Source organism: Novipirellula sp. (genome assembly GCF_041583735.1).
Classification (GTDB): Bacteria; Planctomycetota; Planctomycetia; order Pirellulales; family Pirellulaceae; genus Novipirellula.
In genome coordinates this window covers 1-15065 of the sequence record NZ_JBFHFD010000154.1, presented here as the reverse complement: position 1 = coordinate 15065, position 15065 = coordinate 1, and the positions used below count along the sequence as shown (strand labels likewise).

The window sequence follows — 15065 nt, the reverse complement described above, 5'->3', positions numbered from 1 at the left end:
GAATTAGCGCCCCAGTGGGCCAACGAGATCGCGAACACTTCGAATGCCGCCGCGTCGATCGACCAAATGACAAGCGTGTTTACGAAGGAATTGTTTAATCGATTGTCGCACCGCAGTACCGACATCGCGACGGCGGTGGCCGGTTTATTACGTTTTCATAGGGAAGTAGTCGCGGTCGCCGAATCGCTACGAACCGACGCCAACACCGAGATTGCGAAATGTCAAAGCGAGCCCGACGACAAAGATCGGCCACTGACTGCTTCGCATGCTGAAGCAATGATCGCCCCCGAACTGCGAAAACTTGCCTCCGAGCATCTCTGCGTATTTGCCGAACGCATCGATGGCATGGTCACTCGGCTGAACAATCTTGCCACCACGTTTGCGGTCACCATTTCGAAAATCGCCGATGGACGAAGCGCGACACTCAATCCTTGGGACGATATGCCCGAAGAGATTTCGTCGCAATTTGAAGGCATCGTCACCGAACTACATACTGCGGCGGTGAATCCGATGTTGATTCGGCCACTTGCAACCGGCGCGATGGCGATGGATGCAAACGAAATCAAGACACGCCTTACCGAAACCGTCTCGCCGTTGGTAGGACGGGCATTAGCGACCCGCAGTTCGTCAAGCGTCAACGAGTCAACGTCAATGAGTTCATCGACATCCTCGAATGTCGATGTTACTGCGACGTTGCCAAGCCCTGCGGATGCAGTGGCTCTCAATGAGACGTCCACCGTCACCGCCTATGTCGCCCCGTCCTCAACCAAATCCAACGAGACTCGGACCGAACAAGCCGTTACATCGATGGCGACCGCACTGCAATTCGCACGTCCCTCGCTGCTGGACTGCGGTGGGGTGCAACGTTTGATTCTCGCCGTGGGGACACATTCCGAACAAGTCCGTTTGGAAGCAGAGTTACGTCAATTCCACTCGGGCGCGTTGACCACGACTTTGATTCCGGGAACCACGGCAAAATTAATTCACGAGGCTCAGCGGATCGACCTGAATGATGTGATCGCACGCTTGGCGACGATGAACGCAGGTAACGTGCAAGTCAGCGGCCGGCTGATGACGCGTTCGGACATCGATTGGCGAAAGAGCGAACCGCGTTCGCAAGTCGCCGCTTACTGAGGTGATACTGCTGACTTGGATCTCGGCCGCTATTTGACCGCACAGGCGGCTTTGACGGCACATCCGGCACACCCGCTGCCGCAGCCATTTACGGATTCAGCGGTGCCACAGCCCGGGCCACACCCTTCGCCCAACAATTTGGCAAAATGGCGAGTTCGCACGATCGACTCGTAACGCTCGGTGACCTCTTTGGTGATCGCTTCGGCGGTTTCGTCGACGTCACCCAAAAAGTGCATCACCAACGACCCTCCGTCAAACACTTGGTCGACATCTAACAGTACTGCGGTGGATCCGGCGGCAGCCAGCGCTGTCCGGCACGCTTCGACCGCTTCGCGTTTGTGCCGCTCGAGCCTGCGAATCAGCAGTTCGTCTTCACGCGTGGTATGGCGAATCAGCCGGATGATCGGCATTTTTTCGCTCGCATCAAGACTGCGGCGAGCTCCCTGCTGCGCCTCGCCCAGCAGGGTGCCTAGTTCGACCCCCCGGGCTGTTCGCACGATCACACGCATTCCATACGAAAACTCGGGAGTCACCGCAGACGCGATGGGCTGCCCCACGAAAATATCGCCGAGAACGCCGATTCGTACGTAATAATGGCTCATTAGGAAAAACACGCTATAGACGACTTGCCGATTTGGCTCGGCACGTTCACCATGTGGGGATTCTCATGGTTCACGAGGAATGGGAAAAAAACAAAACCGAGCGAAGATCGACTAGAGAGAATAAGGCAAAAAAACATGACGGCCAGTCCCGAAGCGACCGCAACGCCCCCAGAAACGCAGATCCAAGCGGATCGATACCAAAAGCTCGCTGAACGTGTCTTGGCGGGTGAGGCGATTTCTCGCGAAGACGCCCTCTCTATCTTAACCGCCCCCGACATCGATGTACTTCCCATTCTGTCGGCAGGCTATCAAATCCGCCATCGCTATTTCGGCCGATCGGTCCAGCTGTACTTCTTGATGAATGCCAAAAGCGGGCTTTGTCCCGAAGATTGCCATTATTGTAGCCAATCGAAGATCTCGACCGCACCGGTGCCAAAATACAATATTTTGAAGCGTGACGACTTGATGAAAGCGGCTGAAATTGCCGCCAATCAAGGTGCCAAGACCTACTGTCTGGTGATTTCCGCTCGCGGGCCGAACGAGCGTGAGATGTCGGCCGTCGAACAAATCGTGCCCGAGATCAAACAAAAATACGGGCTCGACATCTGTGCATGCCTGGGACTGCTGAACCGCGAGCAAGCGGACCGCTTGAAGGCATGTGGCGTCGACCGAGTCAACCACAACCTGAACACCAGCGAAGAGCACTACGCCGACATCTGCACCACGCATACGTATGCCGACCGAGTGCAAACGCTGCGAAACGTTCGTGACGCCGGAATGGAAATGTGCAGCGGCGGCATCATCGGCATGGGTGAATCTCCCGAAGATGTCGTCTCGATGGCGTTTGACCTTCGCGATCTCGGCGTCCACTCGATTCCGCTAAACTTTCTCAACGCAATCGAAGGCACGCCGCTTCAAGGCAACATGGATTTGAATGCAAACCAGTGCTTGAAAGCGTTGGCAATGTTCCGATTCGTCAATCCTGACCGCGAATTGCGAATTTCAGGCGGACGGGAAATACACCTGCGTTCGCTGCAACCGCTCGGACTGTATGTTGCCAACAGCATGTTCGTCGGCGACTACTTGACGACCAAAGGACAGGCACCGCAAGCCGATTACGACATGATCACCGACCTCGGTTTCGAAGTCACTCAAAACGTCGAACCGGTCACCGTGTAACCTCGCGGCGGCTGCCGTCCCATCGCCGCACGGCTTTCCAAGCCGTCATCTCAAAAACCGTGTTCGAGCTCGCCCAGCAAAAGCGAGCTCGAATAATGAGCACACGCCGAGCTCTTATTACGTGAGCCCGACGTTTTGGCGTTGGAGTTACTTCACGAGTTACTTGACGAGCTACTTCACGACGCCTTCAGTTTTGCCCGGCCAATCGTCAGTGCGAAACGGTGTCAACGCCAACCCTTCGCGGCTCTGCACGTTACAGACAGGGTTGTCGGCCCAGGCGTAACGAACTGCGACCGGTTTTTCGACGCCGTCTGCCCAAACCTCGATCGTTTCCTTATCAATGACCTTGGCGTTGGCATTGACAAACTTTTGGTCAGCCCCGGCGATGGTAAAGCCGATCGCATCGTTGACGTCAAACGTATCCAGCCCGCTGCCGACATGATCAAACTTTAACCTGACTCGATCTGCGGTGACCTGCATCGCTTCATCGCTGCCTCGATAGGTCGGACTTTGATAGGGAATTTCATAGCCGTAGTCCTTGGCCAATGCCCATCGCGCCAAACGAGTCCCGACGCCCTGTTTGTTCTTGGGGTGAATATCGTTCGCTTCGCCGAGATTTAAAATCACGGCTTCGCCGGTGTTAGGCAACCGCGACATCGTCATCGTTTGGGCTTCACGCAGTTCCGCCCAATCGCTGTCGACAGGTGAATCGACTTCGTTTCGAAAGTCGGCAAGTTGGACCCAGTAGAACGGGAAATCACCTTGTTTCCATTCGTCACGCCAACTTTGAATCATCAGCGGAAACAGATCGCGATATTGGTACGCTCGGCTCGCATTCGATTCGCCTTGGTACCACACGACGCCGCGGATGGTGTAGCCAATTGTCGGTTTCAGGACACCGTTGTAAATGTTCGAGGGACGATGATTCCCGGTCAATTCGTTGCGAGGGGCTCGCGGCGGGTTGCCTTTTTTGGTCTTGGCCCATTCCGCATGCCGCTGCTTCCACTTAGCCACTGCAGCTTCGTGATCATAGGTCGCTGCGGTACGGTCCCATTTCTCGAGCAACTCGCCGTATTTTCCGTCATCCTCTAACACCTTTCGCTCGACCCAAGCTTCGGCCGACGAACCGCCCCAAGCGTTGTCGATCAAACCGATCGGGATATCGAGCGTTTGATGCAATTGACGACCAAAGAAATAGCCTGCGGCTGAAAAATCTTTGACGGTTTGCGGAGTACATGCTGCCCAGCTTCCCTTGAAATCCGTTTGTGGTTCTTGCGTGCCAACTTGCGGCACCGAGATCAAGCGAATGTTGGGATAGTTGGCTGCCAACGCCTCTAAATCGGCGTCGTTCGAACTGGCGACCGACATCCCCATATTGGATTGGCCCGAACAAATCCAAACTTCACCGATCAACACATCTTTGAATGACGTTGACTCGTCTGCGGCGATCTTCATTTCGTGTGGGCCACCTGCGGGCAACGCGTCAACGAAAACGTCAAAACGCCCCGTATCATCGGCGGTTGCCGAAGCCGAATGCCCGGCAAGCTCGACCGAAACGGCTTGCCCGGCGGTCGTCCAACCCCATACATGAATCGGTTTGTCTCGTTGAAGCACCATCGAATCACCAAAGATCGATGACATTTTTAATTCTGCGTGCGCTGTCGATGCAAGCAGCAGAGTGAGGAGGGAAAGAAGTCGAAAACGCATGAAGTAGACTCTCGTGGGGTTTGATAGGTGGGAAGCGAACAGAGGATTTGAAACGCCAATGATAATCAAAACGGCACCCGCCGGGGGAGTTTGCAGAGCAGAAAGCCCCCCTACGTTCATGACGAAGCGATGAACCGCCCCGATCCCGCGAATCGCAACTTCGAGCCTCCTGCAATATTAGAAAAATGGGCAATCTTCATTTGCGACGCCCCCATACAGAGGCAACCGGTGGTAGTCTATTGAGTCGAAAAATTTACTGCCAGCTTGTCTCAGCGTGACGCTCGGACACATCCGTTTTAAAACCTTGCGATTGAGGTACTGCAACCGTGGCCCAAGTTTATTTGACCGCTGACAACGATCCCGAAATGCGTGCTGCGAACGAGCGAGCCCGTCGCACGTTTCGTTTCTTTTGGCGCGAACTTTCCTGGGAACGGCGACGCATCATCCCCGGACTTGACCTCGCGTGCGTGAAAGTCCCCTTTGAAGATCCTCCGGAGCTACGATCGGCAGAGAGCGGCGAAGGTGTCGAACAGATGTGGCTCGGCGACGTTGATTTTGATGGCCGAAGCGTCTCGGGAACGCTGCTCAATTCACCCAACTGGCTAAAGTCAATCTCCGAAGGGGACGAAGCCAAATTCCCTGGAAAAGCACTCTCAGATTGGATGTACGTCATCCATGGCCGCGTTTACGGTGCGTTCACCGTCCAGGTACTTCGTGCCAAAATGAGTGCCAAAGAACGCCAACAACACGACAACGCTTGGGGGTTTGATTTTGGTGACCCCGAAAAAATCCATGTCGTGCCGCCCGAATGGTTTACAGACAAAAGCGACGCACAACCGGATTCGTCCGAGCAAGCCAAGAGTGGATTCTTCGGCAAACTTCTAGGACGATCAACGAAAAAGCCCCCTTCACCGATACCGCCGGCGGATCTGCAGTTAGTTTCGTCGATGGAACACCCGATGGCGGCAAACATGGCTGATTCGCTCACCGAATATCTTCAGCAGAATCCCGAACAGGTTCACACGAAGGACGATCGCGGATGGACAATGCTGCACCAGCAAGCGTTGGCCGGAACCGCTATCGGGGTCGCCATTCTGCTAAAGCACGGTGCCGATCCCAATGCGGTCACCGCAAATGGCGTCTCTGCAATGCAGCTCGCGAAATCTCTTGGCTGGAAAAAGGTCGTCGATGTATTGGCAGACCACGGGGCAACATGATCGACGCTTTGTCGTCCGACCGGCAACCCATCCACGGTCGGTAAAGGAAAACGCTCGAGACGAAATCAGCTGGGGTTCGCGAGTACCCAAATTTGCACTAATTCTGCGACCGATTGAACGTCCAACTTCTTCAAGATCGTGGAACGCCGCTTTTCGATCGTTCGCAACCCCGAGTCCAATCGTGACGCAATCACCTTGTTTGCCAAACCTTCGACGAGCAACTTGGCAACGTCCATTTCTTTTTCGTCCAAGGTCGCAACCAAACGCTTAGCCTCATTAACCTGTTGGTCCTTTTCCAAGTTTTCCTGCTCGAGCTGGACCGCCTCTTCAATCCCTTTGCGCAACTCGGCCTGCCCACATGGCTTTTCGATCAAGGTGATCGCGCCCCCGCGAATTGCTCGCACTGTCGACGGAACATCGGCAAACCCGGTTACCATCACAATCGGGATCGTGATTTGCATATCACGCAACCGTTCGATTAATTCGACACCATTCATACCAGGCATCTTTTTGTCGGTGACCATGCAAGCAGGACGCTTGCCGTTGTACCGGGAAATAAAATCTTCGGCTGACTCGTACGATTCCACAGCCAAATTCATTGACCGGACAAGCTCCACCACGACTTGGCGGGATTCCTTGTCATCATCAACAACATGAATGGTGGGGAGGTGCATCAAAATCAATTCATCGAAAGCGTTGAGTTATGAATATCGAAAGCAAGCGTTGGAGAGGAGAAGGCCGCTGCTAGCAACAATAGAACATATTTCACTGGACAAGATCGCGTCAAACTTGACAACCCGCCGCATTTTTTAATGCAAAAACTTGTAACATATTGCCCCCTATTGCTCGTTGCCGGATCTTTTTAAAGCCCTCGCTCCTGAACTCGGAAGCGAATCCTGGCAGCTGAGAAGTCATTCTTCGCCCCGGCGATTTCCCCCGTCGCAGCACAACGAACCAACGGGGGCTACCACAACCAAGTTCGGGACACCAAGCACGCACCCCTACAGAGGGGCCGCAATTATCTGCTACGCTCCATTTGACTCGCTAAGCTGTCGAATTACATTCACCGCCGCTAAACGCATTCCATGGAGAAAAAACATTCGATACGTCCTGTCGATACGAAACGGATCGAGAAGTTTGATGGCAATGAATTGAGCATTTTTGCGTTTCGAACCGGACAACACAATCACCGATGCAATCCATCAGAAACCCGTTTCGTCGTTCATCTCCATTTTACAAGGCCGCTTCGAGTAGAGCCAGTGAAGCACGATCGAGGGTTTTAGGCACCCGATGTCGTTCGCCCAGAGGATGCAATTCCGCCAAGAGGACACGATCGCCCGTATTTTGGCGAGGCCACCGATGGTCCCAGCAGGCTTTGGCCAGCAGGTTCTGTGACCGGGATAAGGGCGATTCTTAGAGAGTCGCCGCAACGCGAACTTTGCGAATCGGTAAAAACGGCTGCAAAAAGATAGCCGCTCTTCGGCTCGTTCAAACACGCAGTCAGGTTGCCCCAACCTGACTGAACGTGTTTGAACAAGCTCCCGATGCGAAATTCAATCCAACATTTCGTCTCGTTCACGACAGCCGGTGAACAAAGTTGGGTTGCCCCCCCAACATGAACCATTCTGTTATGAACGGAGTTGAAAGTGGGATTGATGCCCCATTCGCAACGGTCAGCGATGATTTGGATAAGACATCGCCTTGCACATTAAGAGTATCGGATAATTTCGCCTTCAATGCACGAATTCATTGCGATGTTTGCGGCAATCCGCAATGCTTCTCATTGCGTCTGGCTTCGACAACTTCATCAAGTAGATTGCGGGGAGCGATCGAAAAACCATTCTCGAGCTGCTGGCGTCACCGCCCGTCGCCCTATCCGCGAGCCATTCAATAAAAGCACGATCCAACCGCCCCCTCGCGATCGGGCGACCGATGGATCGCATAGGATTCGCGAATGCGACATTGACCATGCAAAGGAGAAATCGAACTCCTACAATGCAAGCAGCTAAGGAGCCAGCAAACGTGTCCACGCCATCGTCAAATGCAACCCAGATTGTCTCAAAATTCTTCTACCAGCATCACTTTGAGCAGTCTGAAGCTGCGATCATCGTGTTGCGACTGCAGCCCACGTTGACGCTGATCGCCGCCAACAATCACGCGCGCGACACCTTGGGGCTGCCCCAAGATTGGTCCGCAGATCGACCCGACGATTGCCAAAATGCGAGCATTGCGGAACAGATCCTTGCGACGATCGGGATCGTCGACAACGATCGTACACGGTCACATCAACATCGTTGCGAGCTTGGATTGGTCCAGTGGACTCCGTTCGCGGAGGGCGATGCATCGTACGCGATGTTGACGATTCTCTCCGGCGGCGAGTCATCGGTGACGAAGGCCTCCCCAGACAACGCGATCACCGATTGCCATCCGGAAACGGTCTCCAACCCAGAATCAATGAACGCGATGGCGGTTGCGCATTGGCTGAAAACATTCATTCATCAAGTCAGCCAACCGCTGCACGTGAACCAAAACACCGCAGACATTCTGCAAATCGAAGCCGAGCAAAATAAGATCGATTCTCAGTCCATTCAACCTCGATTGGAACGAATGCAGTTCGCGGGAAACCTACTTCGCGAATGCCTGTCGGATCTACGTAGACAGATCCAGTTGATGTCGTTTGAATTTTCACAAGTCGACATCCAAGAACTATTGCAATGCGTTGTGACTCAATTCCAACGCAAACATTCGGCGCCGCTGCAGTTACAACTTTCGGCACTGGGTCCGAATCGTATCATTCATGGCAACGCGACACTGTTAAAGGAAGCCCTCACCAGCAGCCTTGATCTATTGTGGAGCAAGCGTCGAGACGCCCCTATTCATCCGGACCACGACGACGCGGCCAAAATTTGCTTGTCATTAAGTGCCTTGGATGAAGGCGGACAAATTCAAATCCAGATCACGATGGATGCGGAATCCGAAGCGTCGATCAAGTTTGTCGATCATCCACTCATGAAACAAACGCACACGAAGCTGATGCCTGCTGCGACCTGGGGCGTGTGCGAGTCGATCATTCAAGCACACCACGGCGAACTTCGCCACGAGGAAAACGGAGAATCAGAGCAGATACAAATTCGATTGCCGGAATCGTGCGATCGAACGCAACAGCCCAATATCAACGTGGCTCTGCATCGCGCATGGCCGCAATCCGGCGACGCAACATAGACGCGACGGTTCACGGATATCCGTGAACACCACTTGGTGTCAATGCTTTCTGAAGCTCTGCGCTGGGACAGGCATGACGGTGCGATCAACTCCATCAACGAGTCTCCGCAAAAACCTTTTGCACGCATGCGATCACACGCCTCGTGTCGGCAATCTCTGCAGGCCCCTTTTCCCGATGACTCGTTAAGGGGGCGTCCGATTCGCTGGCAAATGCAAAAGAACGCGTGGCCGCAATCGAAACCTATTCGAGGAAATTTGACATGCAGCGAATCACGTTGATTCGCGATTTGTCTCAATAACCGCCAACGCGGCACTACACGCCCAGTGCCGCACCCGAATCGAGACTCGGTGCTTCGGTGGGACTACGGTCGGTTGCTTCGTCAAGCTCAGGCACGGGAACCAATTCGGCATCCGTTTCCGAGTCTTCAAGTGGCGTTGCTTCGGTCGGCACTGCGGAGCCGCTTCCCGAATTCAGCTCGATCTCCGGCGAAACGGCGGGACCGTCGAGCGGGCCAACCGATACGACGGTCGATCCATCGGGAAGCACCATTCCAGGACGAAGGTCCGACGATGATGGATCGACACGACCTACCGAATAGGGTGGCTCGGCAATGGGTTGATGCTGAAATTCGCTGCTGTAACCGGGCACCCCATATTGAGGTTCTATCGCACTTTCGTACGGGTAGGTGGAACCGCCGTACACAGGCGCGGTGTCGTAGCTGAAACCGGGGTAGGCCGAGCCATAGTAAGTCGAACCACGATAAATCGGCGAGTAACCGGTTGCTGGATAGCGATAGGAATCACCGAGGCCACCGTAGCCGAGACTGCCGTAACCAAATCCGCTGTATCCGTACGGATAGCCACTGCCGATTGAAATGCTAAAGCCACGGCCCGAGTATAGATTGCTGCCGTAAAAGCCACTGCCAAAACCATAGCCGCCACCGAAGTGGCCGTGATCATGATGGTGGTGATGGCTTCCGCCGTAATGCCCACCGCCATGATGCCCACCGCCATGGTGTCCACCGCCGTGATGTCCACCATGATGCTGAGCCATCAATGAGGATTGCCCCAAGATCAATCCCGAAACAGCGATCCCCAAAACAACGCGACGCATATTAGAAAACAACATCAATTCCGGCTCCCGCGCGAGTCATCGCGACACAAACGAAGGCACGCTGACGAGATCGCTCGTAGGCGACACAGCGAGTTTAGAGACACATCCCTAAAACCATTCCAATCGCCGTCAACAGTGCGCAATTCAACCACTTCTATCCTAGAACATGGCTAAGGATAGGCAAATGAATTACGCAAATTCAGTGAAAGCCGATAACGGCATTTACATTCGGTAGCGCCGCCGGCTAGAGCGAGGATGGTTGCCGGTTGGATGGCGACGAAACCGTGGCTAGTGCCAAAACGAGGGCGCTGCGAAGCATTTTCTCTTAAAGGGTTTGTGCTAATTTAGCGTAGCGGAAGTCGTCAAGACTTTCGTTCCATGATGCATGCCCCCGAAACTCTTGGCGAGTTTCGCTACCCTAGTCGCGGGCGTCTTTGTAGACGCTTGCCGAATGCACGTAGTGCTTGGCGGTTTCGATCAACCGTTTTCGCTGCTCTTCGCTGACGTCGGCAATCACTTTTGCCGGAACGCCCACCGCCAATTTACCGGCGGGGATCACGGTGCCCTCGGTCACCACAGCACCTGCACCGATGATCGCACCAGCACCGATCTTGGCACGGCTCAAGACCACAGCACGAATGCCAATCAACGCACCATCTTCGACAACCGCACCATGTACCACCGCCGAATGTCCCACCGTCACATCGTCGCCGATGATGCACGGCGAACCTTGATCGGTGTGTAACAGCGACAAGTCCTGAATATTGGTTCGATCGCCAATCTTGACGAACTCGGTGTCACCACGAACAACTGATCCGAACCAAACGCTCGAGGATTCTCCGATCGTGACATCGCCACAAATCGTGACGTTGTCCGCGACAAACGCCGACGAATCGATCTGATCAGGGCGAAATTCGGGATCGATCCGGCGGTCTGACATCGTGTCGCTACTTACTTTAAAAATTCGCGTTCAACAAACTTGGTATCGTGGCGACCTTCGAGAAACTCGGGGTGCTGCAAGACTTTGTCATGGAACGACGCCGTCGTACAGATGCCTTCGACCTGCATTTCCCGCAATGCTCGTCGCATCGTCGCAATGGCCTCGGCACGTGTGGGTCGATGGACGATCAATTTCCCGATCATCGAATCGTAGTAAGGCGGCACCGTGTAGCCAGCATAGACATGCGAATCAAACCGCACTCCCAAACCGCCAGGGACAAACATTTTGTCGATGCGTCCGGGGTTGGGCTGGAAATTTTTATCAGGATCTTCGGCATTGATTCGACATTCAATCGCGGCGCCTTCGCACTTCACATCCTCTTGCGAGAATGACAGTTTTTCGCCTGCCGCGACACGAATCTGCTCTTTGATCAAATCGATCCCGGTGATCATTTCAGTGACGGGATGTTCGACTTGAATTCGAGCGTTGACTTCGATGAAGTAGAAATTGTTCTCGGCGTCGACAATGAATTCGACCGTGGCCGCATTGGTATAGTCGGCTCCGCGGATCATTCGCACCGCCGCTTCACAAATTTCGATTCGTCGATCTTCGGGAAGACTTGGGCTGGGCGCTTCTTCGATCAATTTTTGATGCCGCCGCTGAACGCTGCAATCACGTTCGAACAAGTGGCAGACGTTGCCGTGCGAATCGGCGATCACTTGGACTTCGACGTGACGAGGCGACCCGACGTAGCGTTCCAGATAAACGCCGCCGTTTCCGAACGCCGCTTCGGCTTCGGTACGCGCTTGAGAAACCGCCGTGGCCAACGACTTTTCATCCTCGGCCACCCGCATCCCTTTACCACCACCTCCGGCGGTCGCTTTGATCAAAACGGGGAAGCCAATTTTTTTGGCGACTTCGATCGCTTCGGCGTTATCGTTGATCAACCCGTCGCTGCCGGGGACGACCGGAACGTTGTTGGCGATGGCCATCGCGCGAGCGGTATTTTTGTCGCCCAGTTTTTCCATCGCCTGCGGGCTCGGACCGATGAATTCGAATCCGCTCGAGCGACACACTTCGTTGAAGTGAGCGTTCTCGGCTAGGAATCCATAACCGGGGTGAATCGCATCGACTCCGGCCACTTCGGCTGCGGCAATAATTTGGTCGATTTTCAAATAGCTGTCGCTACTGCGTGGTTTACCAACGCAATACGCTTCATCCGCCAATTTGACGTGCATCGAATCGGCATCGGCTTGGCTATACACCGCCACCGAACCGATCCCCATTTCACGACAGGCGCGGATCACGCGCAGAGCAATCTCGCCACGATTGGCAATCAGGATCTTTTTTATCACAGAGTTGTCTATGTTTTATGCGTTCGGATCGATACGGAACATCGGCTTGCCGAAGTCCACCGGTTGCTGGTCGCCGACCAAGATTTCGACAACGGTTCCACTGCATTCCGCGGGAATTTCGTTGAAGACCTTCATGGCTTCGACAATACACACGATCGTGTCTTCGGTAACGCGTTGACCGACTTTGACAAACGGCTCGGATTCGGGATTGGCACGCGAATAAAACGTGCCGATCATCGGAGCATCGATCGTGATTGTGTTCGCATTGGCTGCGGGCGTTGCCGCCGCCGCTGCCGCAGGTGCTGCTGCAGCGGCAGGTGCCGGTGCAGCGGCCGCCGGCATGTACACCGGAGCGGCTGAACCACGATTGAGCTTGATTTTCTCATCGCCTTGCTGGAGATCGACCTCCGACAATTCGTGTTCTTCCATCAACTCTACAATCATGCGAAGCCGGTCGATATCGAAAATATCGGAACTTTGCTTTCCGCCTTTACTCATACTTGACTCACCGTCAGAAAGATTGACGTTCATGTTAATTTTGGGATGCGGAAGTTTTACAGCACCAACCGACAATCATCGAGACCCTTAGGTAGGGTAGTGAGCACTTCGCAACCAGTTTCCGTCACCAGTACATCATCTTCGATGCGAATGCCAAATTCGTTACCGATATACACTCCAGGCTCAACGGTGACAATCATACCCGCAGTGAGCACATCTTCACAATTCGACGACATCCGTGGAGATTCGTGGATTTGCAGCCCAATTCCGTGCCCCAAACCGTGGTTAAACTTGCTTCCCAGCCCCGCATCGCTGATGACACCGCGAGCGATTTTGTCGATTTCCTTGCCCTCGACTCCCGGTTTGATCGCGTCAATCGCTGCCAATTGCGCGGCCAACACAACCTCATATGCCCGCTCAAACTCGCTGGAAACGTTGCCAACGGACAAGGTCCGCGTAATATCGCTGGCGTAACCACGGTATTTCGCGCCCCAATCGATCAGCACGACGCCGCAGCTAGGCATAAAAATTTCGGCAGGATGATAATGAGGCAAGGCGGCGGCGGCATCAAACCCGACAATCGGCTTAAAGCTTGCCGATTCGGCTCCTAAAAATCTCATTTTCGCTTCCAATTCGTGAGCAATCGCCCGCTCAGTCCATTTGGGGGACAACATGGGCAACAGCGCCTGGAAACTGCGTTGCGCGATCGACACCGCCCCCCGAGTGGTTGCAATCTCGTCGTCGTCTTTGACCATTCGCTGTCGCTCGACCACCCCGGTGGTCTCGATCCACGAAAGATCAGGACACGTCTCACTCATTTTGCGATAATCGCTCAGCGAGACGACGGCCGACTCAATGCCCACTCGGCTATACCCTGAATCGCCAAGCACCTGCTTGACCAAATCCATCATCAATTGACTCGGCGGGCGAATCGCAGCGGTAATCGAGGGACATTCGCTCGCCAATTGGATCTCGTAGCGTCCATCGCTGAGCATCGTCGCTTGATCGGGCCCCACCAACAGATAGGAGCTGTCACCGGTAAAGCCGGTCAAATAACGAACATTGATTTCGTCGGTCACCAACATCGCATCGATTTCTAGTGAATCCAGCGATTGGCGAAGGGCGTCGAGTCGTTGAGTCATGATTTAATCGTGGTGTGCGTGGGCTTTGGGATCGTAATCGTGATGCTTTTGATTCACATGAACATGAATCTGAGGATAGTTTGTGTACAGCCATCGCCATCCTGACTCGGTCACCAACGAATTGTCCAAATACAGCGACTCGAGATAGGGCAGCGATGCCAGTGATTTCAGTCCGTCATTGGTAACCGGGATGTCGATCAAATGAACCCCACGCAACGATTCGATCGCAGCGATCTCGCGAGTCACTTCGTTGCCGAGTTTCGGGGACGCGATTCGCAGTTGTCGTAACTCGGGAATCGCCTTTAACAACTGAACTCCCTTTGCCGTGCACTGCGCATGAGGCAAGTTGACGTACCAAAGCGAACTGCACTTTGCGAGCGTTGCCATGCCCACGTCAGTGATCGGCGAATACCGCAGCCGGACCAACTGCAGATTCGGCAACGTCGGCAGGTGAACGATTCCCTCGTCGGTGATCCGTCCTTGATCGACGATTACGGTTTCAAGTTTTTCATGATCCTTGATCTGCAACAGCATCGAATCGGTGATTTCAAAATCATCGACCTGCAACGTCGTTTCGTTGCCTTTACCGAGCCGCTCTCGAATCTGATTAAATTTTTGCTGAGGCGATGGCTCGACCGCCTGAGATTGCACCGCGGTCTCAGTCGATTCGATCCAGCGATACCCCGAATAGGCAACCACCGCGACAAGGACCGACGCACCGATCCAAAATCCTCTGCTGCGAAATCGGGAAACCCTCGCAGCATCCGCGGAACCCGGATTCGCGGCGTCGCCCGCATTGTCGTCACCCATAGTGAGTTCATCTTTTAAGTCTTTTGCCATGCCCACGATCTTAACGACGCGATCTCGGTTGGAGTAGGTCTGTCAACATCCAGATCAATCGCTTCACGTGATGCGAGAAAGCTCGAGCCCATTCTACAGCGGCCAAATTCACAGG

General features: G+C 54.1%; 13 protein-coding genes. 4 read left to right on the top strand and 9 right to left on the bottom strand.

Annotation, left to right across the window (positions count from 1 at the left end):
- On the top strand, positions 1-1134 hold a 1134-nt coding region (locus ABX962_RS13665; RefSeq protein ID WP_372720280.1), incomplete at its 5' end, for a hypothetical protein.
- 29 nt (positions 1135-1163) lie between these two features.
- Here ABX962_RS13665 and ABX962_RS13660 read toward each other — a convergent pair.
- A complete protein-coding gene (locus tag ABX962_RS13660) occupies positions 1164-1736 on the bottom strand; it encodes a hypothetical protein (protein ID WP_372720278.1) in 573 nt (190 codons plus the stop codon).
- Between the two features lie 135 nt (positions 1737-1871).
- On the opposite strand from ABX962_RS13660, the gene bioB reads away from it, so the two are divergent.
- Positions 1872-2915 (top strand): biotin synthase BioB, encoded by a 1044-nt coding sequence (gene bioB, locus ABX962_RS13655; protein ID WP_372720276.1) that lies wholly within the window; start codon positions 1872-1874, stop codon positions 2913-2915.
- 171 nt (positions 2916-3086) lie between these two features.
- Here bioB and ABX962_RS13650 read toward each other — a convergent pair whose 3' ends face one another.
- The gene (locus tag ABX962_RS13650; RefSeq protein ID WP_372720274.1) at positions 3087-4556 is read right to left on the bottom strand and encodes a sialate O-acetylesterase; all 1470 of its coding nucleotides are present in this window, start codon (positions 4554-4556) and stop codon (positions 3087-3089) included.
- A 392-nt stretch (positions 4557-4948) separates the two neighbouring features.
- Between ABX962_RS13650 and ABX962_RS13645 the strand changes: the two genes are divergently transcribed.
- A complete protein-coding gene (locus tag ABX962_RS13645) occupies positions 4949-5839 on the top strand; it encodes a DUF2314 domain-containing protein (protein WP_372720272.1) in 891 nt (296 codons plus the stop codon).
- 65 nt (positions 5840-5904) lie between these two features.
- On the opposite strand, the gene ABX962_RS13640 is transcribed toward ABX962_RS13645, so the two are convergent.
- Positions 5905-6513: a response regulator gene (locus tag ABX962_RS13640; protein WP_339944289.1), complete on the bottom strand. Its 609-nt coding sequence runs from the start codon at positions 6511-6513 to the stop codon at positions 5905-5907.
- Positions 6514-7861: 1348 nt separating this feature from the next.
- Here ABX962_RS13640 and ABX962_RS13635 point away from each other — a divergent pair.
- A complete protein-coding gene (locus tag ABX962_RS13635; RefSeq protein ID WP_372720270.1) occupies positions 7862-9061 on the top strand; it encodes a hypothetical protein in 1200 nt (399 codons plus the stop codon).
- Between the two features lie 313 nt (positions 9062-9374).
- On the opposite strand, the gene ABX962_RS13630 is transcribed toward ABX962_RS13635, so the two are convergent.
- The 6 genes from ABX962_RS13630 to ABX962_RS13605 form a co-directional block, all read right to left on the bottom strand.
- Positions 9375-10190 carry a hypothetical protein gene (locus ABX962_RS13630; protein WP_372720268.1) on the bottom strand — a complete coding sequence of 272 codons (816 nt, stop codon included), beginning with the start codon at positions 10188-10190 and terminating at the stop codon, positions 9375-9377.
- A 403-nt stretch (positions 10191-10593) separates the two neighbouring features.
- Positions 10594-11115 carry a gamma carbonic anhydrase family protein gene (locus ABX962_RS13625; protein WP_372720266.1) on the bottom strand — a complete coding sequence of 174 codons (522 nt, stop codon included), beginning with the start codon at positions 11113-11115 and terminating at the stop codon, positions 10594-10596.
- 11 nt (positions 11116-11126) lie between these two features.
- Positions 11127-12470 (bottom strand): acetyl-CoA carboxylase biotin carboxylase subunit, encoded by a 1344-nt coding sequence (gene accC / locus ABX962_RS13620; RefSeq protein ID WP_372720264.1) that lies wholly within the window; start codon positions 12468-12470, stop codon positions 11127-11129.
- A gap of 15 nt (positions 12471-12485) precedes the next feature.
- The gene (gene accB / locus ABX962_RS13615) at positions 12486-12968 is read right to left on the bottom strand and encodes an acetyl-CoA carboxylase biotin carboxyl carrier protein (protein WP_339944278.1); all 483 of its coding nucleotides are present in this window, start codon (positions 12966-12968) and stop codon (positions 12486-12488) included.
- Between the two features lie 56 nt (positions 12969-13024).
- Positions 13025-14110, bottom strand: coding sequence for a M24 family metallopeptidase (locus ABX962_RS13610; RefSeq protein ID WP_372720262.1), 1086 nt, complete (start codon positions 14108-14110; stop codon positions 13025-13027).
- 3 nt (positions 14111-14113) lie between these two features.
- Entirely contained in the window at positions 14114-14950 is an 837-nt protein-coding gene (locus tag ABX962_RS13605) for a hypothetical protein (RefSeq protein ID WP_372720260.1), read from the bottom strand.
- Positions 14951-15065 lie beyond the last annotated feature (115 nt).